This is a genomic window from Kribbella sp. HUAS MG21 (genome assembly GCF_040254265.1).
Taxonomy (GTDB): domain Bacteria; phylum Actinomycetota; class Actinomycetes; order Propionibacteriales; family Kribbellaceae; genus Kribbella.
This window is the reverse complement of sequence record NZ_CP158165.1, coordinates 5,413,280-5,438,693: the sequence shown is the minus strand read 5'-3', so window position 1 is coordinate 5,438,693 and position 25,414 is coordinate 5,413,280. Positions and strand designations below refer to the sequence as shown.

Genomic DNA, 25,414 nt, shown 5'->3' with positions numbered 1-25,414 from the left:
TACAACTCAGGTCACGCCTGCCTCGACATTACGATCCAACCCATGGACCGGACCAACGCACTCGTAGAGCGGCTCTTCCGGAACGCCGGCGCGGCCCTCGAGCTGTACGCCGTCTACCTCGGCGAACGCCTCGGCCTGTACAAGGCGCTCGCCGAGCACGGCCCCGCGACATCCGTCGAGCTGGCGGAGCGGACCGGTACGGCGGAGCGTTACATCCGCGAGTGGCTCGAGCACCACGCGGTCAGCGAGCTGCTCGACGTCGACGACACCACGGCGGCGCCCACCGAACGGCGGTACACGCTGCCGCCGGAGTACGTCCCGGTCCTCGCCGAGCCGGACGACGCCAACTACCACGGCTACAAGGGCGTCGAGCTCGCACGGGCCGCGCGGATGCTGCCCGAGCTGGTCGAGGCGTACCGGACCGGCGGCGCACCCCCGCCGCTGCCCTGGGGACCCGAGGGACGCGCGGATCCCAACCGGGCGAGCTATCTGAACCTGCTGGGCAAGGAGTGGCTGCCCGCCATTCCGGAGATAAACGAGCGGCTGCGCGCCGATCCGCCGGCCCGGGTCGCGGACTTCGCCTGCGGCACCGGCTGGTCCTCGATCGCGATGGCCCGGGCGTACCCGCGGATCACCGTGCAGGGCGTCGACCTCGACGAGGCCGCGATCGCCGCCGGCACCCAGCATGCGGCAGAGGCCGGGCTGTCGGACCGGGTCAGCTTCGCGGTCGCGGACGTGGCCGCCCAGCGCGGGCAGTTCGACCTGGTGACGATCCTCGAGGCGCTGCACGACATGCCGCGGCCGGTCGAGGCGCTGCGCACCGCGCGGCAGATGCTGGCGCCCGGCGGGACGGTGCTGATCGCGGACGAGCTCGTCGAGGACGAGTTCACCGCGCCCGCCTCCGAGGTGGAGCGCTACCACTACGGCTGGAGCCTGATGTCCTGCCTGCCGAGCGCGATGGGTGATCCGGAGACGGCGGCGACCGGCGCGGTGATGCGGCCGGCGACGCTCCGCCGGTACGCCACCGAGGCAGGGTTCCGGGAGACGCAGGTGCTCCCGTTCCAGACGACGTACTTCCGGTTCTACCGGCTCATCCCGTGATCGCGTCGGCCTTCGCCTGCAAGTACCGCTGCTCCGGGAGGCTCGTCGTACGGCGGGCCGCGGTCAGGTAGTGCTCGTGGGCCTTGGCGGCGTCGCCGGCGCGCTCGTAGAGGTGTGCGCGAACGGCGTCGAGACGATGAGTCTCGGTGATGTTCTTGTCGTTCTCGATGGTCACCAGCAGGTCGAGGCCGGCCTGCGGTCCCTCGACCTGGGCGAGGGCGATCGCGCGGTTGAGCGTGACCATCGGGTTCGGCGCGAGCTTCTCCAGCACCAGGTACAGCGCGTGGATCTGCCGCCAGTCCGTCTCCTCCGCACTCGGCGCCTCCGCGTGCACGGCGGCGATCGCGGCCTGGAGCTGGTACGGCCCCACGTCCCCCTGCTGCAGCGTGTGCAGGATCAGGTCGGCGCCCTCGGTGATCTGCGCGCGGTCCCACAGTGACCGGTCCTGCTCGTCGATCGGCACCAGCCCGCCGTCGGGCGTCGTCCGCGCGGCACGGCGCGAGTCGGTCAGCAGCATCAACGCGAGCAGCCCGGCGACCTCGCCGTCGTCCGGCAGCGCGGTGCGCAGCATCCGGGCCAGCCGGATCGCCTCGGCCGTGAGCTCGACGCGCTGCAACTGTTCGCCCGAGCTGGCCGTGTAGCCCTCGTTGAAGATCAGGTAGAGCACCTGCAGGACGACGCGGAGCCGGTCCGCGCGCTCCTCCTCGGGCGGCATCGCGAACCGGCTGCCGGCCGCCTTGATGCTCTTCTTCGCCCGGCTGATCCGCGGCGCCATCGTTGCCTCCGGCACCATGAACGCCCGGGCGATCTCCGCCGTGGTCAGACCGCCGACCGCCCGCAGCGTCAGCGCCACCTGCGAGGCGGGCGTCACCGCCGGATGACAGCACAGGAACAGCAAGGTCAGCGTGTCGTCGGTGTCCGGCGCCTCGTCGACATCGGCGCCTGGGGCAACCAACTCCTCCGGTCCGGCCATTGCCGCGACGCTGTCCTCGCGCCGCCGCCGCGCGTTCTCGCTGCGGAACGCGTCGGTCAGCCGGCGCGTCGCGACCGTGATCAGCCAGCCGCGCGGATTCGCCGGTACGCCGTCCACCGGCCACTGCGTCGCCGCCGCCAGCAACGCCTCCTGTACGGCGTCCTCGCACAGGTCGAACTGCCCGTGCCGGCGCGCCAGGAAGCCCAGCACCTGCGGCGCGAGCTCCCGCAACAGTTGCTCCACGTCAGTCCCCCTCGCCTCGGTACGCCCACCCCGACCAGCCGTCGATCCGGACCGCGATCACCGGACCCCGCGGCGGGTCCGCGTCGTACTGCGGGTACTTCGCCACCAGCAGCTCCAGCGCCGCCGCATCCGTGTCGAGCACCCGCGCGACGCCGTCGGCACGGACCCACCACAGATGCGTCCAGTCCTCGTCGTACTCGTCCACCAGTACGGCGACCCGCTCGTGCGCGGCGATGTTCCGGAGCCGCTTCAACGAGGTCGTCGACTTCGGCTTCTGGTCGACCGCGACGTACAGGTTGTCACCGTGCACGGCGTACGTCACCGGCACGACATGCGGCCGCAGATCGGCTCCGACCGTCCCCAACCGCGCGACTCGAGCCGCCGCGACCCGAGCCCTGCAGTCCGCCTCGTCGAGTTTCACCGCTGGAGGTGGCGCAACGTGGCGGCTGGGAGTTTGCGGGTGAGGGGGCCCAGGAGGGAGGCGTCGCGGAGGGCGGTGCGGGCGGCCAGGTGGCCGCAGGCGCCGTGGACTCCGCCGCCGGGATGGATGGCGGAGCTGCCCAGGTAGAGGCCGTCGACGAAGGTCCGGGCGCTGCCCAGGCCGATCGTCGGCCGGAAGATCAGCTGCTGCTGGAGCTGCATCGTGCCGCCGCCGACCGCGCCGAGCCCGAGCGCGGCATTCCCCGACTCCAGCGCCGACGGACGCTGCAGGTCCCGGGCGACGACCAGGTCGCCGAAGCCCGGCGCGAACCGCTCGATCGCGCGTTCCATCCGGCCGGCCAGCTTCTCCGCCGACGCGTCGTCCGCGACCCCGCGCGGCAGGTGCGCGTAGGCCCAGACCGCCTCGGTGCCCTCCGGCGACCGCGACGGGTCCGACTTCGTGGTCTGCCCGATCAGCAGGAACGGCTGCGACGGCACCCGCCCGGTGTCCAGGTCCGCGGACAGGTGCACCAGCTCGTCGGCCGTCCCGCCGAGGTGCACCACGCCGGCCGAGCGCGCCTCCGACGACAGCCACGGGATCGGGCCACTCAGCCGGAAGTTCAGCTTGACGGTCGGGTAGTCCCACTCGAACCGCTCGTCCAGATCTCGCCGCAGCCCGCCCGGAATGAGTGCCTCCGGCAACAAATCGCCGTACAGGACCGGCGCGGACGTGTCCGCGATCACGGCCCGCTCGACGGTCACGGTCTCACCGGAGGCCGTCCGTACGGCGGTCGCGCGGCCGCCGGCGACGTCCACACCGGTGACCGGCGTATCCGCGACCAGCAGCGCACCGGCGCGCTCGGCACGTCGTACCAGCGCTCCGGACAACATCGACGAACCGCTCGCCGCTACCGGGTAGCCGACGTCCTGCGCCAGCATCGCGAGCAGCCAGCCCATCGTCCCGCTGACGGCACCCGACAGCGGCGCGTCCGCGTGCAGCGAGTTCCCGGCGAGGATCGCCGGACCGTGCCGGCCGGCGAACAGCTCCTGCCCCATCCGGTGCATCGGCATCGCCATGAACCGCGCGAACCGCAGCAACTCCCCCATCGACCCGAGCTTGCGGGCCAGCTTCACGCCCGGCACGACCGGCGGCCAGGTGGTGAGCAGCGCGTTCAGCAACGGCTCGCGGATCGACACGTACTGCTGGTACAGCCGCAACCACGCGTCACCGTCGCCCGGGTGCTCGGCGCCGAGGGACTTCGCGGTGTCCTCGGGGTCCGGGTGGATCGCGGCGGCCGTACCGTTCTCGTCGAGCAGGTGCACCAGCGGCAGCGGCGCGTGCGCCCATTTCAGGCCGAACTTCTCCAGCTCCAGCGCGCGGAGCACCGGCGACGCGACGCCGAGCGGGTAGTTCGAACTGAAACGATCGCTGATCCAGCCGCCCTCCTCGGTCGACCGGACCGCGCCGCCGAACCGGTCGGCGGCCTCCAGCACCAGGACGTCCCAGCCCGCGTCGGCGAGCGTGATCGCGCTCACCAACCCGTTCGGCCCGGAACCGATCACGACGGCGTCAACACTGCGCGGCAGCATACTTCGAGCCTAACGAACCCGGGCCCGGATCTCCCGGAGGAGGGTGGTGATCTCGCGCGCACGGCCGATCATCGCCGGGTCGACCATCCGGCCGTCGGGCAGCACGATCACGCCGCCGTCCGCGACGTCCGCCTGTTCGACGGCTGCCAGCAACTCCTCCGCGGCGGTGACCTGGGCGGGTGTCGGTGTGAACGCCTCGACGATGGTCGCCAACTGCCGGGGATGGATCGCCGTACGCCCGACGAATCCGAGCGCCCGGCCTTCCCGCGATGTCTTCCGCAGGCCGTCCAGGTCGTGCACGTTCGCGTAGACGGACATCATCGGTGCGCCCAGGCCCGCGGCCCGGGACGCCGACACCAGCCGACCCCGCGCCCAGGTCAGCCCCTCAGGCCCGTCGACCCCGAGCGCGCTCGACAGGTCCGCTTCGCCGAGGGCGATCGCGGCCACCCGCGGGTCCGCGGTGGCGATCTCGAACGCCCGCTCGACCCCGAGCGGGGACTCGATCAGCGCGGTGATCCTTGCCGACGGCACCTTGTCGAGCACCGCGTGCACGTCGGCCGCGCTCTCCACCTTCGGCACCCGTAGCCGCACCGCCGGCATGTTGGCGATTGCGGCGAGATCGTCCTCGATCCACGGCGAGGTCAAGGCGTTCACGCGGATCTCGACCGGGCCGTGCGCATTCGCCGCCACCCAGGCCACCGCCCAGCCGCGGGCGTCCGCCTTGTCCGCGACCGGGACCGCGTCCTCGAGGTCGAACACGACCAGGTCGGGGCGCGCCGCGACCGCCTTCGCGAACCGGTCCGGCCGGTTGGCCGGAACGTACAGTGCGGTCAGCACTCAGACCACTCCCGCCGCCCGCAGCGCCGCGAGCTGGTCCGGCGTGACACCGATCTCGGCGAGCACCTCGTCGGTGTCGGCGCCGTGCGGCCGGCCGGCCCACTTGATCTGCCCCGGCGACTCCGACAGCCGGAACAGCACGTTCTGCATCTGCACCGGCCCGCCGAGCTCGTCGTCGTCCACGCTGACGATCGTCCCGAGCGCGCCGTACTGCGGATCGCTCATGATCCCGCGGATGTCGTGCACCGGCCCGACCGCCGCCTCGGCCTTCTCGAACTCCTCCATCACGAGCTCCAGCGGGCGTGCCGCGATCCACGACCCGACCGCCTCGTCCAGCTCGTCGGCGTGCTCCGCCCGCTCGCGTCCGGTCGCGAACCACGGCTGCGCGACCAGATCGGCCCGGCCGACCAGCGTCACGACCCGCTCGGCGATGCTCTGCGAACTCGTCGACACGGCCACCCAGCGGCCGTCCAGCGTCTGGTAGACGTTGCGCGGCGCGTTGTTCGACGAGCGGTTCCCGAGCCGCGGCTGCACGTACCCGGTCTGCTGGTACGCCGTGATGCCGCCGCCGAGCATCATCAGGATCGGCTCGATGATCGCCATGTCGATCACCTGCCCCTGGCCGGACCGGTCCCGCTCGCGCAGCGCCACCAGGACGGCGTACGCCGTCGCGAGCGCGGTGATGCCGTCCGCGAGGCCGAACGGCGGCAGCGTCGGCGGGCCGTCCGGCTCACCGGTGACCGCCGCGAACCCGCTCATCGCCTCGGCCAGCGACCCGAATCCGGGCCGCCGCGACCAGGGTCCGACCTGCCCGAACGCGGTCACCCGCGCGATCACGAGCCGGGGATTAGCCTCGAGCAGGACGTCAGGCCCGAGGCCCCAGCGCTCCAGGGTGCCCGGCCGGAAGTTCTCGACCAGGACGTCATGAGACTTGACCAGCTCGAGGAACACGTCCCTGCCGCGCGACAGGTCCAGCGTCGCGAGCCGCTTGTTCCGGCCGAGGGTCTTGAACCACAGCCCAACCCCGTCCTTGGAGGCGCCGTGCGTGCGCGCGGCGTCCGGCCGGGACGGGTGCTCGATCTTCGTGACGTCGGCGCCGAAGTCACCGAGGAAGGTCGCCGCCAGCGGTCCCGCGAACAGCGTCGCCGCCTCCAGCACCTTCACACCGTCGAGGGCGGCAGGTCTCATCCCGCACACCTGAAACCGATGCTCGGCGAGCGGTCGAGACCGCCGCCGGTGAGGACCAGCTTGAAGCTGACGTCCGGCTCCTGCGGCCCGCCGTCGGCGTACCAGTCGGAACCTTCGGCCAGGTAGTGCGAGCCGCCCTTGAGGATGCAGAACCGGCTGCGGCCGTCGCGGTGCTCGCTCTCGGTCAGGTTCCACACCAGGGGCTCGCGGCGCGTGAAGCCTTCGAGACCGGCCGCGACCTGCCACTCGTCCTCGCTGGGCAGCCGGCCGCCACGCCAGGCGGCGTACGCGCGCGCGTCCGGCAGGTCGACGTACGTCACCGGCTGGTCCTCGGTGCCGGGCGCCGGGGCGCCGTCGACCCAGTGCGCCAGGAACCGGTTCGCGATCAGCGGCCGGTAGCCCGTCGCCCGCAGGAATTCGGCGTACTCCGCGTTGGTCACCTCGGCGACGGCGACCGCGACGCCCGGCAACGAGACCTCGCGCGTGACGGTCTGGATGTCGTGCAGGCGGGGCGGCAGCGGCTTCCACTCCTCGACGTACGGCGCGGTGTCGTACAGCCCGGTCTCGCGCCGCCGGTGCCGGACGGTCAGCGTCCGCTCCCCCGCCGGGACGTCGACCGCCGGGCCGAGGTCCGCGGGACCGGTCACCGGCGGCGGCACGACCCGCTCCGCCGGGCGCATCGGGAACGCGGACTCGTCGACATGGGCCCGCGGCATCGTTCCCAGCCGGCGCGCGGTCGCCCGGCAGGAGGCGCCGGCGGTCGCGCCGACGCGGACGATGCCGGCCACGCCACGGCCCGGGACGACCAGGTGCACGCCCTCGTCGTCGGCGGTGATCGGGACGCCGGACGTCACGTCGTACCAGTCGCCGACCTGGTCCTCCGAGCGCAGCACGATGCCCTCGAAGTCCTCCTCGTCGCGGTTGATCAGCGTCCAGAACGTGATGTCGGCCAGGTCGAACCGGGACCCGTAGACGCCGTGGTCGCGGGCCTTCTCCGGGATCTCCGGCGTCAGCTGGATCCAGTCGCCGTCGATCAGCACCGGCGCGAACGCCCGCTGCGCGGCGACCATCCGGCGCAGCGTCGCGCGGTCGCGGGCGTTCCAGCCGACCCACGCCGAGAACACCGACTCCCAGACCAGCATGCCGACGCCGTTCACCCAGGCGGACTGCAGCTCGTCGCTGTGGTCCCGGTTCCAGCGGCGGGTGTGGTGCATCATGTGCCGGCGCTCGAACAGGTGCGCGCGCAGCACGCCGGGCGCGCGGGTGTCCGCGAACCACTGCGCCCAGGACAGCGCGTGGTCGCCGATCCTTGCCATCGGCAACCGCGACTCGCCCTCCAGCGCGATCGCCGGGTTCGCCTTGCGGATCGCGGTGGTGAAGGTCGGGTCGCCCTCCTTCAGCGTGTCCAGGAAGACGCCGTCGACGGCGTAGTCGGTGACCAGCGCGGCGAACTCGTCGGCGTCCGAGCGGGCTGCCCGCCGGGTGCCGACGTCCCACGGGTTGTAGTCGAAGAACACCTTCAGCCCGAGCCGGTGCAGGTCGTCGATCAGCTCCCGCAGGCCCGGTACGTCGCGGTAGAAGTCGAACTGGTTCCGGTCGTCGATCCCGATCACCGGGTACGCGTGCCAGAGCACGATCGCGTCGTGCCCGCCGAACTCGGCGACGCCGTGCTCGACGAACTTCTCCGGCGTGAACTTCCCGGTCCCGACGTCGTACAGCAGGTCGTCCCAGAGCCAGACCAGCGCCACCGAGTACGCCGTCTGCGTCCAGGCGCGGCCCGGCTCGTCGTAGTGCGAACCGTCGTACCGGGTCCGTTCGAAGGCGCCGAACCGCCACTCGGCCAGCTTGGCCCGCCAGCGCGGCAGGTCGGCCGGGTCCTCCGGGGCGCCGAGGATCTTGGCGTCGTCCAGGAAGGACAGGTCGGCCCCGGGTCCGAGATCGACCTCCGCCGGGAGGTCGATCGGCCGGGGTTCGAGCGGGTTCACAGGTATACCTCCGCATAACGCGCGTCGATTGCATCCCCGTGCGGCACCGAGGGAATCGCCCCCGCGGCCTGAACACTCAATGAAGCAGCAACGTTAGCGCGTCGGACCGCGTTCGTCAGGTCGCTTGCCGTGATCGAGTCGTTAGCTGCGGCGGCAACCAACGTCGCCGCCAGCACCCCACAGAAAGTGTCCCCCGCGGCGGTCGTGTCGACCACCTCGACGGGTACGCCGGGGACGGCGATCTCCCCAGAGCCGCCCTGGTCCCGGGTCAGAACGACCGCGCCGGCACCGCCGAGCGTGACCACCGCGGCCGGCACCTTCTTCAGCAGCGCGGACCGGTCCGGCCCGGCGATCGCCTCGGCCTCGGTCTCGTTCACCACCAGCAGGTCGACCTCGGAGAGCAGCTCGTCGGACAGCTCGGCCGCCGGGGCCGCGTTCAGCACGAAGTACGCCGCCGCGGCGGCCGCCGCCCGCACCGTTTCGAACGGGATCTCCAATTGGGAAAGGACGATTTTCGCCTTCCCGATCGCGTCCAGAGCCGCCGGGGTCAGTGTCAGCTCACCGTTGGCGCCGGGGGCAACGACGATCGAGTTCTCGCCGCTCTCCTCGACCGTGATGATCGCCGTACCGGTCGGGGCCTCGCCTGTCGTCGCCAGCGACAGGTCCACACCCTCCAGGGCGTCGCGCAGCAGCGCACCACCGTCGTCGTCGCCGAGCGCGACCACCATCGCCGTGCGGGCACCGGCGCGCGCCGAGGCCACCGCCTGGTTCGCGCCCTTGCCGCCGGGACCGCGCGTCATCGCACCCGCCAGCACCGTCTCACCCGGCCGCGGGATGCGCTGGACCGGCAGCACCAGGTCCACGTTCGCACTCCCCACGACCACCACATCAGGCTCCACCCCGGGCCACCTCCACAGTCCGCCGCGCCAGCTCGTCGATCGCGATCTGGTTCATCCCCGGGAGGCTTGTGGTCACCCGGTTGTCCAGTGGTGCCGACCACTCTGCCGGAACCCCGCGCGTGGCACCAAAAACCGCGCCGACGGTGGCGCCGGCCGAATCCGTGTCCCAGCCGCCCATCACCGCCCGACCGATCGCGGTGGTGAAATCCGGGGCGGTCAGCGCGTACGCCGTGAGGGCCGTGTTGTTCACCGCGTGCACCCAGTGCAGGTCGCCGTACTCCGCGTGCAAGGCGTCCAGCGCGTCGTCCAGCCGGGCGTCCGCGAGCGTCAGCCCGAACCGGACCGCGCGGGCGATCGCGCCCTGATCATTGATCACGTCCAGGCCGGCGACCGCCGCCGCCACCGGATCGTCGAGCACCAGGGCCGCCGCCGACATCGCGGCGACCCACAGGGCGCCGTCGACACCCGCGCCGGTGTGGCTGAGCCGGGCGTCGACCAGCGCGAGCCGGGCGGCCGCCGTCCGGTCGCCGGGGTGCGCCCAGCCGTACGCGTCGGTCCGGATCTGGGCGCCGATCCACTCCCGGAACGGGTTGCCGACGACGGCCGCACGGCCCGGCTCGACTCCCTCGAGAAGGTTGCGGTAGGCAACACGCTCGGCGGTGAACACGCGGCCGGCCGGCAGGTCGCCAAGCCAGCTCTGCGCGACGTCCTCGGTGGACAGCTCGCGGCCGAACCGCTCCATCATCACCAGCGCGAGGATCGCGAAGTTGATGTCGTCGTCCTCGGGCATGCCGTCGATGACCTCGCGCAGGCTGTTCACCTTGGAGCGCCGGTTCCACGGCCAGCGCTCCTGGACCGCGTCCGGCACGCGGGCGGCGGTGATGTACTGCGTCAGCGGCCACTGCCCCGAGCTGGTCAGGATCTCCCGGATGCCCTCGCGCGGGATCTTCTCGACCGGCTTGCCGAGCAGGTTGCCGGCCATCCGGCCGAGCCACGCGTTCAGCGTCCGGGTCTCGAGGTCCACCGGTTCGCCCAGTACGGGCAGCTCCGGGATCTCCGGCTCACGCCACTCCCCTGTCCTGGCGTCGAGCACGTCGAGCAGCTCGCGGGCGAGCGCCCGCAGCGCGGGGGTCGCCGGCTCGTCGGAGGCACCGGACACCGGCGCGTCCGTCGTACCGCCGGCGGCCAGCCAGCGGGCCTGTACGTCGGTGACGTCGACCCCCTCCGACCGCGCCTGGACCAGCTGGTGCGGCAGAAGGTCCTCCGGCTGCACCCAGGTCAATCTCATCGAGGCTCTTCCTTCCCTTGTTGCGCCAGGCGAAACGCACACCTGGATCGATCTGCCGGCGCCGCCCGATACTTCCGGCCATGGTCACCCGCCGCAGCTTTCTGACCGGAACCGCCGCCGCGCTCGCGCTTGCCGGAAACCTCCCTGATCTCGTCGCTGCGGTAGGAATACCCGACCGCACCGACAAAAGACCGCTGTTCACGCTCGGCGTCGCGTCGGGCGACCCGCTGCCGGACGCCGTGGTGATCTGGACGCGGCTCGCACCCGGTCCGCTCGAACCGTTCGGCGGCATGGACGGCCGCACGGTGAACGTCGACTGGGAGGTCGCCGAGGACGCGGCGTTCCGCAGGGTGGTACGACGCGGTACGGCGCACGCGCGCCCCGAGTACGCGCACACCGTGCATGTCGACGTCCGCGGGCTGCGGCCGTGGCGGCACTACTTCTACCGCTTCCGCGCCTCGGGTCAGCTCAGTCCGGTCGGCCGGACGCGTACTGCGCCGGCACCGTCCGACGAGCCGGCCGTGACGATGGCGGTCGCGTCCTGCCAGGCCTTCTACGACGGCTACTACACGGCGTACCAGGACGTCGTCCGCCGGGACCACGACGTCGTACTGTTCCTCGGCGACTACATCTACGAGGTCGGCGTCGGCCCCACCGCGGGCATCCGCGACCAGGCGGTCCCGGCCGACTTCGCGGGCGAGATCTTCACCCTCGACGAGTACCGCGCGCGGTACGCGCTGCACAAGTCCGACCCCGACCTGCAGGCCGCGCACGCGGCGGCGCCGTGGGTCGTCACGCTCGACGACCACGAGGTCGAGGGCAACTGGGCCGGGTACGTGTCGGAGGACGGACTCTCGTACGACGACTTCCTGGTCCGCCGGGCCAACGGTTTCCGCGCGTACTGGGAACACATGCCGCTGCGCCTCGACCAGCCCCCCGAAGGCCCGTCGATCCGCCTGCACCGCCACCTCCGCTACGGCCGGACCGCCGACCTGAGCATCCTCGACACCCGCCAGTTCCGCGACGACCAGACCAGCACCGGCGGCTGGCTGCCGCCGGACGAGGTGTCGACCGACCCGGCCCGCACCATCACCGGCGACGCGCAGGAACGCTGGCTGCTGGACACCCTCGGTACGTCGACCAGCCGCTGGAACGTCGTCGCGCAACAGGTCGCGATGGCCCAGCTCGACCGCAAGACCGGGCCGGAGCTCGAGCTCCCGATGGACACCTGGAACGGGTACGCCGCCGCGCGCGACCGCGTGCTGTCCGGTGTGCGCGACCGGGACGTGCGCAACTTCGTCGTACTGACCGGGGACCTGCACCGCAGCGTGGCGTCCGACCTGCGGGTGAACTTCGCGGACCCGGCCACGCCGGCGGTCGGCAGCGAGTTCGTCACCACGTCGATCTCGTCCGGCAAGGACGGAGTCGACGTGGACGCGACCGGTCGCGCGCTGCTCGCCGAGAACCCGCACGTCAAGTTCCAGAACGTCCAGCGCGGCTACCTCAGCTGCCGGCTCGACCGCGCCCAATGGACCTCGGAGTTTCGCATCGTCGACCGCGTCACGACGCCCGGCGGTACGGCGTCCACCCGCGCCACCCTGGTCGTCGAGGACGGCCGTCCCGGAACCCACCTCGCCTGAACGGACCGCTCGATGCTCCGACGCCTTGTTCTGCTCGCCCTCCCGGCGGCGCTCGTCGCCACCCCGCTCGCCGTTGCTGCTGGCAACGACCGTGTCGAGATCAGCGCGACGCCGCAGCCGGTCGAGGTCGTCCCGCTGCCGTGCTTCCCGTCCGGCAAGCTGACGCTCGGCATGACCAACACCGGCCGCAAGCCGACCGTCGCGGACATGCGCGTGTCGGCCGGCCCCGCGCTGACGCTGTCCCGCCGGCAGTTCTCCAGCTACCTGCCCGTCGACCAACTCGTGAAGGCTCCGCTCGAGATCACGGTCCCGCGCGGCACCGCGCCCGCCACCCACACCGTGGATCTGACCGTCGGCAAGGAGGAGTTGAAGGTGCCGGTCGTCGTCAAGCCCGTCCCGGTGCGGGACAACGTCCTGCTCGGTGAGCAGGCGGTCGCGTCCTCCACGCACGGCAACATGCGGCTGTGCGGCGGCGTCGACGGCAACGCCGACTCCGAGCAGTGGGGCGCCAGCGGCTGGCATGACGCCACCAAGGGCGTCTTCCCCGACACGTACGGCGTCGACTTCGCTCAGCCGACCACCGTCGGCCGGGTCGTCCTGCAGACCCTCGACTCGACCCGCTACCCCGCCGCCGCCATGGGCCTGCGCGACTTCGACGTCCAGGTCCGCACCGACTCCTGGACCACCGTGCGAGAGGTCCGCGCCAACACCACGGGCCGCCTGACCGTCACCTTCGAGCCCCGAGCGGTTACTGCCCTCCGTCTGGTGATCCACGACTCCAACGACCACGGGTACTCGCGGATCGTGGAGCTGGAGGCTTACAGCAACTGACATTCAGACCAGCGCGTCCAACACGGCCGTCCGCCGGGCCCACCGCTCGGCGTCGGCCGCCCGGATGTCCCGCGCCACCGACGCCATGACCAGACCCGGCGCGACCAGATCGGTCTTGCTCGCCTCGGCGATCGGTTCCGCCCACTCCGCCGGTACGCCGGCCTGCCCTTGCAGCGCGCCCGTGACAGCGCCCGCCATCGAGGCGATCGAGTCCGCGTCGCGCCCGTAGTTCGTGCCGCCCAGGACGGCCCGCCGTACGTCGCCCTCGGAGACCAGGACGAAGCCGAGCGCGACCGGGAGTTCCTCGATCGCCTTGGTGCGGCTCGGGCGGCGCGCGTCCATCGACAGCTCGCGGTAGTTCGGCCCGACGGTGTCGTAGGGCTCGATCGCCTTCCGCAGGACCGGGATCGCCTCCTCCCAGTCGGTCAGGCCGTCGGCCGCCTCGGCCACCGCCTCGACGGCCCTCCGAGTGCCGTCCTTGGCGAGCTTCAGTGCCGCCTCGACCGCGGAGCCGGCCGTCGCCCCCGGCACCATCGCCGCGGCGACGGCGGCCGCGAACACGCCGGCCGCCTCCCGCCCGTAGCTCGACTGGTGCGCACCGGCGACGTCGAGCGCCTCGGCGTACGCGCCCTCGGGATCGCCCGCGTTGGCGATCCCGACCGGCGCCATGTACATCGCCGCGCCGCAGTTCACGATGTTGCCGACGCCGGCCTCGCGCGGGTCGACGTGTCCGTAGTGCAGCCGGGCGACCAGCCACTTCTCGGCGAGGAAGACGCGCTGCAGCAGCAACGCGTCCGCCTCGAGCTCGGGCACCCACCGGGTGCCGTCGATCATCTTCGGCACCAGCGACTCGGCGACCGCGTAGGCGTCCAGGTGCGTCCGGCGTTCGTCGTACACCTCGACCAGCGCGTGCGTCATCAAGGTGTCGTCGGTGATGTGCCCGTCGCCCTTGTGGTACGGCGCGATCGGGCGCGCGGTGCGCCAGTCGTCGCCGAACCACGGGCCGACGATGCCGGTCACCCGGCCGCCGTGCCGCTCCCGGATCGCCTCTGGGGTCCAGCCCTCGACGGCGCCGCCGATCGCGTCACCGACCGCGGAGCCGACGAGGACTCCTACTGCCTTGTCTTCCAGCCCCGTTCTTGTTGCCTCAGGCATCAGCTGTTGACCTGGCCCCATCCGTCGTTCAGCTTCTTGCCCAGCGCCGCGAGGTCGGTCTTGTTCGCCAGGAACTCCTGGAACGCCGGCGTCGCGATCTGGTCCTTCCACTTCGGGTAGTTCTCCACGCTCTGGAACGGCGCCTTGGTCAGGTCGGCGCCGCTGGCCAGCGTCTGCTGCCAGCCGTTCTTGCCGCCGGTCGCCTGCTGGATCGCGTCCCGGGCCGCCTGGGTGGTCGGGATCAGCCAGTCGCCCTGACCGACCGCGGCCAGGTTCTCGGCCTTCATGAAGTAGTCGATGAACTTCGCCGACTGTTCGATGTGCTTGCCCTCGGCCGGCACCGACAGCGTCTGCGGGTTCGCGGCCTGCTTGCTGCTGGTGCCCTTCAGCGGCGGCAGCACCTCCCACTGGAAGCCCTTCGGGGCCTCCTCGGCGATCTGCTGCGCGACGTAGTTGCCGGCCACGACCATCCCGTACTTGCCGGCGTAGAAACCGGGCAGCACGTCGGTGCCGCTCTGCGTCAGCGAGGTCGGGTCGATCGACTTGTCGCCGTACGCCATCGCGTGGATCCGCTTCGGCACCTCGAGCTCGGCGTCGCCGACCGTCGCCTTGGCGTCCCGGCCGGAGCCCTCGAAGAACTTCGCGTCGAAGTTCAGGCCGAGGTTCAGCATCGTCGCGGTCGGGCTCTTCAGGCCCCAGCCGAGGCCGTACTTGCCGCCCGCGGTCAGCTTCTTGGCGTTCGCGGCCAGGTCGTCCCAGGTCAGCGCGTCACCGGTCGCGGTGATCCCGGCCTGCTTGAGCAGCGCCGAGTTCGCGAACACGACGTACGACTGCAGCAGCGTCGGGGCGGCGTACACCTTGCCGTCCTTGGAGACCGTGTCCCAGACGCCCTGCGGTACGGCGTCCTTCGTCTCCTGGCTCAGGTACGGCGAGAGGTCCGCGAGGTAGCCCTGGTTGATGAAGCCGCTGAGGTCGGCGGACTCGTCGTGGATGACGTCCGGCGCGGTGCCGCCCTGGAACTGGGTGACCAACTGGTCGTGCACGGAGTCCCAGCTGCCCTGGACGTACTCCACCTGGATGTTCGGGTTCGCGGCGTTCCAGTCGGCGACGATCTTCTTGGTCGCGGCGACCGTCGACTTCTGGAAGGCGAGGCTCTGGAACTTGAGCGTCACCTTCTCGTTCGAGCCGCCGGAGCTGTTGTCGTCGTTGCTGTTGCCCCCACACGCGGCCAGCGTCACCAGGGCGCTCGCCGCGAGCAACGCGGTCATGACCTTCTTCATTACCTCTCCTAACCTTTGACTGCGCCGCTGAGCAGGCCGGAGGTCAACCGGCGCTGCAGGAAGGCGAAGAACACGAGACTGGGTACGGTGGCCAGCACGGAGGCGGCGGCGAGCGGGCCGAACTGCACCTGGCCCTCGGCCCCGACGAACCGGGCGAGCACCAGCGGAAGCGTCTTGAGCTCCGGGTCCTGCAGCAGGACCAGGGCGAAGAAGAACTCGTTCCACGCCGAGATGAAGGTGAACATCGCGGTCGCGATCAGGCCCGGGCGGAGCAGCGGCATCACGATCGAGACGATCGTCCGGAGCCGCCCGGCGCCGTCCACCGACGCGGCCTCCTCCAGCTCGCGCGGCACCGCGGCGACGTACCCCTGCAGCATCCACAGGGCGAACGGCAGCGACCAGACCATGTACACGATCACCACGCCCGGGATCGTGTTCGTCAGGTGCAGCGGCCGCAGGATCATGAACAGCGGGATCACGATCAGGATCACCGGGAACACCTGGCTGACCAGGATCCAGCCGTTCGTCAGCGGCCGCAGCCGGCTGCGGAACCGGGCCAGCGCGTACGACACCGGGAGGGCGACGATCAGCACCAGGATCGTGGTGTAGATCGAGATCTGCAGGCTGTTGCCGAGACCGCGGACCAGGCCCTGCTCGTTCAGCGCGTCGGAGTAGTTGGACACGTCGAAGTTCTTCGGCAGCAGGCTCGGCGTGATGCTGGCGAACTCCTGCGGCGACTTCAGCGAGCTCGAGATCAGCCAGAGCAGCGGGAAGCCGAGGAACACCAGGTACACCACGACGGCGACGTACTGCAGGACGCGGGCGGCCGGACGCGCTCTCATGCTTCGCTCCGGAGCCGGTTCCGCAGGTAGAAGAACAGGAACAAGATGATGATGACCACCATCACGTCACCCATCGCGGCGGCCATCCCGAAGTTCCCGTAGCGGAACGCCTCGTTGTAGGCGAACAGCATCGGCAGCATCGTCTTGCCGCCCGGGCCGCCGGCGGTCAGCACGTAGACCAGTCCGAACGAGTTGAAGTTCCAGATCATGTCCAGGCTGGTGATCGCGACGATCACGGTCTTGAGCTGCGGCAACGTGATGTTCCAGAACTGGCTCCACGCCCCGGCGCCGTCGACCGCGGCCGCTTCGTAGAGGCTGCGGTCGATGCCTTGCAGGCCGGCGAGCAGCGTGACCGTGGTCATCGGCATGCCGACCCAGATGCCGACCACGATCACGGCCGGCAGCGCCGTACCGAAATCGCCGAGGAAGTTGATCGGGTGGTCGGTGAGGTGCAGGGTCTGCAGGACCTCGTTCACCGGGCCGTTGGTCGGGTGCAGCAGCAGGCGCCACATGATCGCGACGACGACCGGGGGCATCGCCCACGGGATCAGCGCGAGCGTGCGGGCGACGCCGCGGAACTTGAGGTCGGTGTTGAGCAGCAGCGCCAGGCCGAGCGCGGCCACGAACTGCAGGATCGTCACCGACAGCGTCCAGATCACGCCGATCCGGAACGAGTCCCAGAACAGGTCGTTCTGCAGCAGCTTGCCGAAGTTGCCGAAACCGATGAAGTTCGTGTCGACGTTCAGGCCGGCGCGGGCGTCGGTGAAGCCGAGCGCAATCCCGCGGATCAGCGGGTACACGCTCAGCAGCAGCACCGGCAACAACGCCGGCAGGAACAGCAGGATGGCCTCGCGATTCTGCCTCGGCTTCCCGGCCTTCTTCTTGTCCAGCTGCGGCGGCGCGGTCAGGGTGGCGGTCATGGCGTGGACTTCCTGACACTGAGGGACGGCTGTACGACGATCCGCCGCGGCGTCCGGTCGTTGTCCTCGATCCTTGCCAGCAGCAACTCCGCCGCCCTTCGTCCACGCTCGGCCGAGCCGAGGTTCACACTCGTCAGCGGCGGGAAGCTCTGTTCGGCCAGCTCGCTGTCGTCCATCCCGACCACCGCCACGTCCTTCGGCACCTCCAGCCCCGCTGCCGCCAACTCGTGCATGAGGCCCACCGCGAGCAGGTCGTTCGCACAGATCACCGCATCGAAGGCCACGGCCGCCAGGAGCTCGGGGGCGGCGGCGCGGCCGGCCACGAAGGTGAAGTCGGTCGCCTCGGCGACGGCGGTCGGCTGCAGGTCGTGCGCCTTCAGCGCGTCCGCGAAACCTTTGGCCCGGGCGGCGCCGGGAACGGTGTCGGCGGGGCCGTTCAGGAAGGCGAGCCTCGTACGGCCGCGCGACACCAGGTGGTCGACGGCGAGCAGCATGCCCTTCGGGGAGTTCGCCCGTACGGTGTCGACGCCCGCCTTCGCCGGGACGTTACCGGCGACCACCACGGGCACCTCGCACTCGCGGATCGACTTCACCAGGTCCTCGTCGACGCGGAGCGGGCTGATCAGCAGCCCGTCGGCGTACCCGCGCGCCATCCCCCGGACCAGCGCGACCTCGTCCACGACGTCCGGTCCGGTCGTCGTCACCACCAGCCGGTAGCCGGCCGCGGACACGACCTCCTCGACGGCGCGCATCATCGTCACGTACACCGGGTTGCCGACGTCGGCGACCGCCAGCGTCAGCTGGAAGGTCCGCCCGACCTTCAGCGACCGCGCCCGCGCGTCCGGGACGTACCCGAGCTCCGCGACCGCCCGCTGCACCCGCTCGACCATCTCCTCGGTGGCCGGCAGCCCGTTCAGCACGCGCGACACCGACGCCACCGAGACCCCGGCCGCCCGGGCCACCCCAGCGATCGTCGGACGACTCACGCCGACCTCCTGTAATCGTTCTTGTAATCGTTTACAACCCAGACAGTAGAGCGCCGCCGCCGCGCGGTCAACACCGCGCGGCTCACATCCTCCCGTTCACGACACGCGCCGGGGTCTGGAGACACGTCATGACGTGTCTCCAGACCTCGCGGCCTGTCGCAAACGCGGCTTACCCGGCGCGGTAGAAGAGCCAGGCGTCGGCCATCCGCTGGGACTGGCCGGGGGTGAACTCCGTGTAGCAGGAGTCGAACGAGTAGTCCATGTAGTTGTGGATCGGGTCCTCGCCGGGCGCCTTGCAGGTGTCCTTGCCGACCGGGCAGCCGCTCGTCGGGGTCTTCTCCGCGGGCGTGTCGGCGACGAAGTCGCCCTTCGCGCTGCAGCCGCCGTAGAACGTGTGCTCCAGGTTCAGCCAGTGGCCGACCTCGTGCGTCGTCGTCTCGCCCTGGTCGAACCGGCCCGCGTACGTGGTCGACGTACCGAGGAACGACTCCCAGTCGACGACCACGCCGTCGAGGTACGCCTGGCCGGGCTTGGTGACGATGTCCGGCAGGTACGCCCAGCCGAGGTAGTCGCCGGCCGTCGTCGAGTACAGGTTCAGGTCGCCCGGTCCCCCGGTGTGCAGGGCCTGCTTCATGCCGTGCTCGCCGGTGCCGCCCGGGTTCGCGTAGAACCACGCTGCGTTGTCGGTGCGCGTCACCCCCGCCAGCTTGAAGGTGAACCCGGTCTGGTCGCCACCTTCACCACCGGCGTACGTGTTGTTCAGTACGGCGATCTGCGCGCTGATCTGGCGCGCCGTCAACGCCCCGATCGAGCCGTCCGTGACCACGTGGAAGTAGACCGGAACGGTCACGCCGAAACCAGCCTTCGCCTTGCCCTTCGCCGACGCCGGCAGGTCCTGGGCGACCTGGCCGAGATCCGGCTCCCGCGCGCCGCCGCGGGCGTGCACGACACTCTCCTCCGAGACGCACGCCTCGTCCCCGGGCGGACCCGAGGCCTGGCTCTGCGTACCGGTCAGCCCGGCACCGAGCATCGCCGTCACCGCGGCGAACCGCGCCGCCCTGCTCCACCTCATGACTGCCCCCTGCTGACTCGCGACCCCCAGGCCAATTCGACTGTAGGCAGCGGGCAGGCGCAGCGGAAGAGGTTCTACTCGTCGTCCTCGTCGGCGCCGGGGCGCTCCGCCCAGGGGGTCTCCTTGGCGGGGCGGACCACGATCAGCTTGTCGCCCGCGGCGAGGACCGAGACGTTCGAGTCGTAGTACCGGTGCACCTTGCCGTCGCGGACCACCGACACCACCCGGTCCGGTACGGCGGACGGCGGCTTGCCGACCTCGCGGCCGAGGACCGGGCGCTCGGCGACCTCGAGCCCCTCGCCGTACGTCAGCAGGTCCTCCATCACCTCGCCGAGGTTCGGGCTGACCGCGGACAGGCCGAGCAGCCGACCGACCGCCTCCGACGACGTGACGACCGCGTCCGCGCCGCTCTGCCGCAGCAGCGGCACGTTGTCCTCCTCGCGGACCGCGACCACGACGTGCGCGTTCGGGTTCAGTTGCCGCACCGCCAGCGTCACCAGCACGGCCGAGTCGTCCCGGTCGGTCGTCACGATCACCTCGCGCGCGGTCATCACCTCGGCGCGCCGCAGCACCGTCCGGTTGGTCGCGTCGCCGTGGAAGGCGGCCATCTGGTCGTTGCCCGCGTCACCGATCGCCTGTGCCCGCGGGTCGATCACCACGATGTTGTCGCGCTTGACCCCGTTGCTCAGCAGGGTCTGCACCGCCGAGCGGCCCTTGGTGCCGTAGCCGACGACGATGGTGTGGTCCTTCATCCGTTTCCTCCAGCGCGTGTCGCGCATGATCCGGCGACCCTCGGTGGCCAGCACTTCCAGTGTCGTACCGACCAGCACCACCAGGAACGAGATCCGCAGCGGCGTCACGATGAAGGCGTTCACCAGCCGGGCCGCCGGCGTCACCGGCGTGATATCGCCGTACCCGGTCGTGGTGAGCGTGACGGTGGCGTAGTAGATGCTGTCGATCAGGGTGACGGTACCGTCGTAGCTGTCCTTGTAGCCGTCACGGTCGACCACCACGATCAGAACCATCAGCGTCAGCAGCCCCAGCGCGACCAGAAATCGGCTGAAGAGCTGAAAGAGCGGCGAGCGGGTGCTCGCGGGCAGGTTGACCAGCAGGCCGTGCGGATGGCGACCGATGGGAAGAGGTGGCACGGTTCAGACGATATTCCACCGGGGGCCGATCCACCGCATGCGACAGGCTCCGGTCGGACAGTGCGACACTCACCATCAGGTTGTCGCCGTCCCGAACCACCCTGGACCGCATCCGCAGCCGCTCCAGCGTCCGGAGCATCGCGTGGTTCTCCGGCTGCACCATGCACACGACCCGGTCGGCGCCGAGCGCCCGGGCCTCCCCCACCACCTGGCGCAGCAACCGCAGCCCGAGGCCCTGGCCCTGCCAGCCGTCCTCGACCAGTACGGCGACCTCCATCGTCGTGCTGCCCAGCTCCTCCCACGGCGCCGCCGTCGCCATCCCGACGACCGCATCGCCGACGGAGGCGACGACCGACACCCCGCCGGCCGGTGCGGACAGGTGCCGCGCGGTGCGGGCGGTCAGCTTCGGCATCGGGACGTGGTACCGCCGGGTGCGGCTCTCGTACGAGCACCGCTCGTGCATCGCGACCACGGCGTCGGCGTCCTCGACGGTCGCGATCCGCAGCTCCGGCACGCCGCTCCCGGGCCGCGGGCCGTCCGGTACGTCGAACCGCTCGGCCAGCCGCCCCGCGATCTCGACCAGGACGTCGGCCCGCGCCCACTCGGCGGGGGTGTACTCGTCGAAGCCCTGCAGATTGCCGAGCTCGTCGTCCACCGACACCGGGTCGTCGATCAGCCGCAGTACGGCGCGCAGGTACCGGGTCGGGGCGTCACTGAGTACGTCGGCCTGGCACGGGCGGACCGTCGTACGGACACACCCCGCCTCCGCGACCAGCGCGGTCAGGTCGTCGGCGGTCCAGCCGACGCCGGTGGAGACCACCAGCTCGTCGACGGCGCCGGTCTCGGCGGTGAAGACCTCGAGGCTGAGGATGTTGATGTCGTCCGCACCACACCGTGCAGCGAGTTCGGCCAGCGCACCGGGCCGGTCGGCGAGTTCGGTCCTGATCTTCCAGAGCATGCGGACGCCCTCCCTCGTGAAAACGTCCTCCCACTCTGCGTGGGGCCTGTTGCCCTGCCGGGTCCGGAATGTTACGCGCGCGTCAACGTTTGCGGCGTACCTTCGGCAGCTTCGGGAGCTTCGGCTTTCGTGCGGCCAGGGCGGCGCCGGACTCGCGCTTGTCGAGGTCGGCATGCCGCAGCAGCTCCGGGTAGGTGCTCTGCGGCACCGCCGGGTAGGTCGTGACGATCGCGTCGCCGGAGAACACGAAGAAGATCGCCTGGCCGTCCTTGATCACCTTCAGCAAGGACCCGTCGCGCACGGTCAGCGCGTGCTCCACGGCCTTCCGCCGTGCGGAACGCTTCGCCAGCGCGGCCTGCACCGCCTGCTGCGCCGGCTCCCGCCCGTGCCGCACCGCCTCGACGACCAGCGGCCCGTACCGCACGCCGTACTTGACCAGGTTCTTCGCCAGCCGGCCCTGCCCGTTCGCTCCACCCGCCATATCCCGAGCGTACTGATCCCTGCGGTCACCCCCGTACCGAAGAACGGGTAGTGGTCGGCTCCGGCGGTCCTCCGGCGGTGCAGGCCACGCCGGGCACCCGACCGCGGGTCTGGAGCAGGGGGGACCACTACCCGTTCTTCGGTACGCAGCCCGGCCCGGTCGACATGCGACGGCTCGCCGCGTCAGGCACCATGGAGGCCGTGACCACCCCCAATCCGCGTCGGCCGATCATGCCCGGCAACAAGTTGTTCGAGTCGCTGCCCGGGGCCGCCGATCCGGCGACCGTGAGCGAGGCCGCGCACCGGACCGCCGAGCTGCTGGTCCGCGGTGTGCGGAAGTCCGAGGACGCCGACGTGCACGCCCGGGTGGTCAAGCTGGCCGACGAGTATGGCCTCGACGAGCTCGCCGAGCTGTGGTCCGACTCCCCCGCCGACTCGCTACCCGGCGCGCTGTGGCGGCTGTACGTCCTGCGCTCCTGGGTACACGCGAACGCCGAGGAGGTATCGCGCGAGTTCACCACCGGCCGCAAGTACGCCGAGGTCCACGCGGTCGTCGCCGGCGTCGCGGAACCACCCGGTCCCACCGAGGTCCGCGACATGGTGGACGCCGTACTGCGCGGCGTCGCGACCGGCGACTTCGCCACCACCCTGGACCGCGCGGCAGCGTTCGCGCGGATCGTGGCCACGGGCCGCGCGCATCTCGCCGACGACGGCCACGACCGGGTCCTGGCCGCCTCGAAACTGGTCGAGACCGCAGACCAGCTCCAGATCGCCGCCCGCACCGAACGCGCCGGAAACCTCTGGTAGTTGCACCGCGCGGCGCCGGATGTTATGGCGTCCAGCGTCCGGAAAGCCAACAGGACAAGGGGTTTGAGCACCCGCTACACTGTTCGAGGTGTCGGGCCGGTGCAAGCCCCGGGTCCCAAAATAAGCCGCTACGAGCGGCCACGCGCCGTGAGGCGCTTCCCGGTCCGGCACCCTCATTCAGTGGCGCACCTGATAGCGCAGGTGGAGGACGCGGTCGCCTTGGAGTACCTCAGGGTCCTCCAACAGGTGCTGGGCGTTGACGGAGCCGAAGTACCGCTTGCCGGACCCGAACACGACCGGCACGACGTCCATGCGCACCTCGTCGACCAGGCCCGCGGCGAGCATCTGGCCGCCGACATCGCCGGCGGCGACCTCGACCACGCGGTCACCGGCGAGCTCCTGCGCCTTGGCCATGGCGGCCTCGATGCCGTCGACGAAGTGGAACGGTGCCTCTGGGTCCCAGCCGTCTGGTGCCGGGCGGTGCGTCACGACGATCACGTGGTCGATCCCGGCCGGAGGGCTCCCGTCCCAGCCGTCGGTGATGTCGAAGACGTGCCGGCCGGCGATCGTCACCCCGATCTGGTCCCAGTACGCGCGGGTGTAGTCGTGGGAGACCTGCGACACCTTCACCACACCGCTCTCGTCCAACGGGACGTCGCCGCTGGTCAACCAGTCGAACAGCGGTCCGGGCTGGTCTTTCTCGTCCGCGACGAAGCCGTCCACCGACACCGAGGCGTACATGACTACCTTGCCCATCGGACTCCTCTCCTCTGCTCTGGGGAGCCCTCAAGGTAGCGCGTCGTGAGCTGGCGCTCTTGTAAGAAATCAATCGGCCGGCAGCGGCCAGCCCTCCAGCACGTGGCCGGGGTGTTCGCGCTGGAACCGCCGCCGGACTTCGAGGTACCGGGTCGGCGTGAGCCCGGTGAACTCCCGGACCTCGTGGCCGAAGTGGGCCTGGTCGAAGTACCCCGCGGCACCGGCGAGTTCGCCCCAGTCGACAGGTCCGGCGGGGTCGATCGAGAACAGCGTGGCGGTGAGCCGATAGGTGCGGGCCAGCCGCTTCGGCGTGACCCCGACGAGCTCCTTGAACCGCTGCGCCAGATGAGTGCTGCTGACACCGGCCGCCACGCTCAGCTCACCGATCGACACCGCCCCGTCCGCCGCCGCGATGACGCTGCTCGTATGGCGGACCAGCCCCACTCCGGCGGTCTCGCAGAGCCGTCGCATCAGCTCTTCCTCGAGCAGCGTCAGCATCTCGTGCGGCCCGTCCGCCGCGGCCAGCCGCTCTCGCAGCTCAGCGACCGCGGCCCGGCCCCAAACCTGCTCGATGGTCACCGGCCGGTCGCAGAGCTCAGCCGCGGGCATCCCCAGGAACGGCGCCAGCCCCCACGGCTTGACGTGCACCCCGACAGACCGGGTCCAGAGCGGGTACCCGAACTCCACCGCGCGGGTAGGCATGGTGACCACACAACCGTCCGCATACTCGGCCAGCTCGACGTCCCTGCCGGCCCGAATCCGGAACGGCGCCCCGAGATTCACGATGAGCAGTGCCGACGGACTCGGCGGCAACATGAACCGCGCATACGGCGGCACACCCTCCAGGTAATAGAGGTCGTCGATCAGCCCATCAAGCGGCACCCGCGGCACCCTGGACACATACTCCACACCCCCAGCATCGCACCGGTAACGCACGCACGGGGATGCCCTCGCTGGTCAAGTCTCATCAGCAGGTGACGGAGCCTGCCGTCGGGTGGTCGCGTAGCGCGCGATCGCATCCCAGGTGTCATGAGCCAGCGACTCGAGCGTCTCCCTCGGGGTGTTCCGGTGTCGTGCGACCGCCATTCCCACCGATTCGTCGGGATCGTCCGCCAACCTCACCAGCAGAGCAGCCGTGAGCTTTCGCTTCATGGCGACCATGTGTCGCACGCGGGGATCGGGATCGGCGGCCGCACCTCCAGCACGAGAGCGGAACGGTCTTGTTCTGCGCGACACCGGCGCGTTCGTCCGGGAATCGCTCGACGATCTCCATCCAGACACCCGGAGCAGCCTCCTCGAGCGCCGCTCGACGATAGCTCTGCGGATCCGAACTCTCCCGAAGCCGGACAAACTCCTCAGGCCGACCGAATCACCGACCACGCCTCCTCTTTGGTCGAGCTGCGCGATCACACAGACCCCAACTGATCCACGATATCCAAATCGCCTTCGGTGGTGACCACAGCGATCCACGAGCGATCCCCAGCGAGGAAATAGTGATGCTCGGGTATTTCGAGCAATGCACCGACGACCGAAGCAGCGTTGTCGCCGTCAAAGCGTATCCCGTACGGCGAGAGACCGTCCCCGACATGCTCGACCACCCCGCCTGCCCGAAGGCGCCTCAGTACCTCCCGGTACACCACCTCGACTATCCGCGTGTCATCCACGATCCGCCGGTGCACATGCCTTCCGTCAACGCGACCCCAATCGATCTTGGTCTCACTGACCGGAAAGCGCCCCGCCAGCCAGTCGAAGACCTCCGACGCATCACAACGCCCGAGCCCCGCAAGCGGAGGCTCGGCATACACCGTCTCTTCCCACCAACTACCAGTCACCATCACACCCAAACTTGCCTTGCCACGACTCGGAGGCGAGAGCAGCCTCTCGGCGGCTCGGAGCGCGCAAGCGTCAGGATCCGATCGTCGGCCGTCATGTTGGCTGCGATCGGGTCAGGTACAGCTCGTAGTCGCCGGTGGCCACGAGGTCGCGCGCTGCGGTGAGAATCGCGGCGACGCCGG

General features: G+C 70.7%; 25 protein-coding genes. 4 read left to right on the top strand and 21 right to left on the bottom strand.

Features of this window, described 5'->3' with window-relative positions:
- The first annotated feature begins 42 nt into the window (after positions 1–42).
- Positions 43–1,101 (top strand): methyltransferase domain-containing protein, encoded by a 1,059-nt coding sequence (locus ABN611_RS26480; protein ID WP_350274938.1) that lies wholly within the window; start codon positions 43–45, stop codon positions 1,099–1,101.
- Here ABN611_RS26480 and ABN611_RS26475 read toward each other — a convergent pair.
- Genes ABN611_RS26475 through ABN611_RS26440 form a run of 8 tightly spaced genes read right to left on the bottom strand, consistent with a single transcriptional unit; the run spans position 1,091 to position 10,524 of the window.
- Positions 1,091–2,317 (bottom strand): sigma-70 family RNA polymerase sigma factor, encoded by a 1,227-nt coding sequence (locus ABN611_RS26475; RefSeq protein WP_350274937.1) that lies wholly within the window; start codon positions 2,315–2,317, stop codon positions 1,091–1,093. The genes ABN611_RS26480 and ABN611_RS26475 overlap by 11 nt on opposite strands.
- A gap of 1 nt (position 2,318) precedes the next feature.
- The gene (locus tag ABN611_RS26470) at positions 2,319–2,738 is read right to left on the bottom strand and encodes a TIGR03668 family PPOX class F420-dependent oxidoreductase (protein WP_350274936.1); all 420 of its coding nucleotides are present in this window, start codon (positions 2,736–2,738) and stop codon (positions 2,319–2,321) included.
- Complete coding sequence (locus ABN611_RS26465; protein ID WP_350274935.1) at positions 2,735–4,327, bottom strand: NAD(P)/FAD-dependent oxidoreductase; 1,593 nt, start codon at positions 4,325–4,327, stop codon at positions 2,735–2,737. Before ABN611_RS26465 ends, ABN611_RS26470 begins: the two co-directional genes overlap by 4 nt.
- Positions 4,328–4,336: 9 nt before the next feature.
- Complete coding sequence (locus tag ABN611_RS26460; RefSeq protein WP_350274934.1) at positions 4,337–5,164, bottom strand: CoA ester lyase; 828 nt, start codon at positions 5,162–5,164, stop codon at positions 4,337–4,339.
- The gene (locus ABN611_RS26455) at positions 5,165–6,352 is read right to left on the bottom strand and encodes a CoA transferase (RefSeq protein ID WP_350274933.1); all 1,188 of its coding nucleotides are present in this window, start codon (positions 6,350–6,352) and stop codon (positions 5,165–5,167) included. It abuts the gene before it with no gap.
- Positions 6,349–8,337, bottom strand: coding sequence for an SUMF1/EgtB/PvdO family nonheme iron enzyme (locus tag ABN611_RS26450; protein ID WP_350274932.1), 1,989 nt, complete (start codon positions 8,335–8,337; stop codon positions 6,349–6,351). The genes ABN611_RS26455 and ABN611_RS26450 overlap by 4 nt, the downstream gene beginning before the upstream one ends.
- Positions 8,334–9,236, bottom strand: coding sequence for a ribokinase (locus ABN611_RS26445; protein WP_350274931.1), 903 nt, complete (start codon positions 9,234–9,236; stop codon positions 8,334–8,336). The genes ABN611_RS26450 and ABN611_RS26445 overlap by 4 nt, the downstream gene beginning before the upstream one ends.
- Entirely contained in the window at positions 9,226–10,524 is a 1,299-nt protein-coding gene (locus ABN611_RS26440) for an ADP-ribosylglycohydrolase family protein (protein ID WP_350274930.1), read from the bottom strand. Before ABN611_RS26440 ends, ABN611_RS26445 begins: the two co-directional genes overlap by 11 nt.
- Positions 10,525–10,604: 80 nt before the next feature.
- On the opposite strand from ABN611_RS26440, the gene ABN611_RS26435 reads away from it, so the two are divergent.
- Positions 10,605–12,164 (top strand): alkaline phosphatase D family protein, encoded by a 1,560-nt coding sequence (locus ABN611_RS26435; protein WP_350274929.1) that lies wholly within the window; start codon positions 10,605–10,607, stop codon positions 12,162–12,164.
- Between the two features lie 12 nt (positions 12,165–12,176).
- The gene (locus tag ABN611_RS26430; RefSeq protein WP_350274928.1) at positions 12,177–12,995 is read left to right on the top strand and encodes a discoidin domain-containing protein; all 819 of its coding nucleotides are present in this window, start codon (positions 12,177–12,179) and stop codon (positions 12,993–12,995) included.
- A 3-nt stretch (positions 12,996–12,998) separates the two neighbouring features.
- On the opposite strand, the gene ABN611_RS26425 is transcribed toward ABN611_RS26430, so the two are convergent.
- From ABN611_RS26425 to ABN611_RS26385, 9 genes are all read right to left on the bottom strand, one after another.
- Positions 12,999–14,150 carry an ADP-ribosylglycohydrolase family protein gene (locus ABN611_RS26425; RefSeq protein WP_350274927.1) on the bottom strand — a complete coding sequence of 384 codons (1,152 nt, stop codon included), beginning with the start codon at positions 14,148–14,150 and terminating at the stop codon, positions 12,999–13,001.
- The gene (locus ABN611_RS26420; RefSeq protein WP_350274926.1) at positions 14,150–15,430 is read right to left on the bottom strand and encodes a sugar ABC transporter substrate-binding protein; all 1,281 of its coding nucleotides are present in this window, start codon (positions 15,428–15,430) and stop codon (positions 14,150–14,152) included. Before ABN611_RS26420 ends, ABN611_RS26425 begins: the two co-directional genes overlap by 1 nt.
- 8 nt (positions 15,431–15,438) lie before the next feature.
- Positions 15,439–16,272, bottom strand: a complete 834-nt coding sequence (locus ABN611_RS26415) for a carbohydrate ABC transporter permease (RefSeq protein ID WP_350274925.1) — start codon at positions 16,270–16,272, stop codon at positions 15,439–15,441.
- Positions 16,269–17,192 carry a sugar ABC transporter permease gene (locus ABN611_RS26410; RefSeq protein WP_350274924.1) on the bottom strand — a complete coding sequence of 308 codons (924 nt, stop codon included), beginning with the start codon at positions 17,190–17,192 and terminating at the stop codon, positions 16,269–16,271. The genes ABN611_RS26415 and ABN611_RS26410 overlap by 4 nt, the downstream gene beginning before the upstream one ends.
- Positions 17,189–18,178 (bottom strand): LacI family DNA-binding transcriptional regulator, encoded by a 990-nt coding sequence (locus ABN611_RS26405; RefSeq protein WP_350274923.1) that lies wholly within the window; start codon positions 18,176–18,178, stop codon positions 17,189–17,191. The genes ABN611_RS26410 and ABN611_RS26405 overlap by 4 nt, the downstream gene beginning before the upstream one ends.
- Before the next feature lie 169 nt (positions 18,179–18,347).
- Positions 18,348–19,250, bottom strand: a complete 903-nt coding sequence (locus ABN611_RS26400) for a zinc metalloprotease (protein ID WP_350274922.1) — start codon at positions 19,248–19,250, stop codon at positions 18,348–18,350.
- A 74-nt stretch (positions 19,251–19,324) separates the two neighbouring features.
- A complete protein-coding gene (locus tag ABN611_RS26395; protein WP_350274921.1) occupies positions 19,325–20,275 on the bottom strand; it encodes a potassium channel family protein in 951 nt (316 codons plus the stop codon).
- Positions 20,247–21,356, bottom strand: coding sequence for a GNAT family N-acetyltransferase (locus ABN611_RS26390; RefSeq protein WP_350274920.1), 1,110 nt, complete (start codon positions 21,354–21,356; stop codon positions 20,247–20,249). The genes ABN611_RS26395 and ABN611_RS26390 overlap by 29 nt, the downstream gene beginning before the upstream one ends.
- An 82-nt stretch (positions 21,357–21,438) precedes the next feature.
- Positions 21,439–21,837 carry a hypothetical protein gene (locus tag ABN611_RS26385; RefSeq protein WP_350274919.1) on the bottom strand — a complete coding sequence of 133 codons (399 nt, stop codon included), beginning with the start codon at positions 21,835–21,837 and terminating at the stop codon, positions 21,439–21,441.
- 200 nt (positions 21,838–22,037) lie between these two features.
- Between ABN611_RS26385 and ABN611_RS26380 the strand changes: the two genes are divergently transcribed.
- The gene (locus ABN611_RS26380) at positions 22,038–22,643 is read left to right on the top strand and encodes a hypothetical protein (RefSeq protein ID WP_350274918.1); all 606 of its coding nucleotides are present in this window, start codon (positions 22,038–22,040) and stop codon (positions 22,641–22,643) included.
- A 177-nt stretch (positions 22,644–22,820) separates the two neighbouring features.
- Here ABN611_RS26380 and ABN611_RS26375 read toward each other — a convergent pair whose 3' ends face one another.
- The 4 genes from ABN611_RS26375 to ABN611_RS26360 form a co-directional block, all read right to left on the bottom strand.
- Positions 22,821–23,399 (bottom strand): dihydrofolate reductase family protein, encoded by a 579-nt coding sequence (locus tag ABN611_RS26375; RefSeq protein ID WP_350274917.1) that lies wholly within the window; start codon positions 23,397–23,399, stop codon positions 22,821–22,823.
- Between the two features lie 69 nt (positions 23,400–23,468).
- On the bottom strand, positions 23,469–24,281 hold the full coding sequence (locus tag ABN611_RS26370; protein ID WP_350274916.1) for a helix-turn-helix domain-containing protein: 813 nt from the start codon (positions 24,279–24,281) through the stop codon (positions 23,469–23,471).
- A 75-nt stretch (positions 24,282–24,356) separates the two neighbouring features.
- Positions 24,357–24,485, bottom strand: a complete 129-nt coding sequence (locus ABN611_RS26365; protein WP_350281685.1) for a hypothetical protein — start codon at positions 24,483–24,485, stop codon at positions 24,357–24,359.
- 320 nt (positions 24,486–24,805) lie between these two features.
- Positions 24,806–25,234, bottom strand: a complete 429-nt coding sequence (locus ABN611_RS26360; RefSeq protein WP_350274915.1) for a hypothetical protein — start codon at positions 25,232–25,234, stop codon at positions 24,806–24,808.
- Positions 25,235–25,414: the final 180 nt, after the last annotated feature.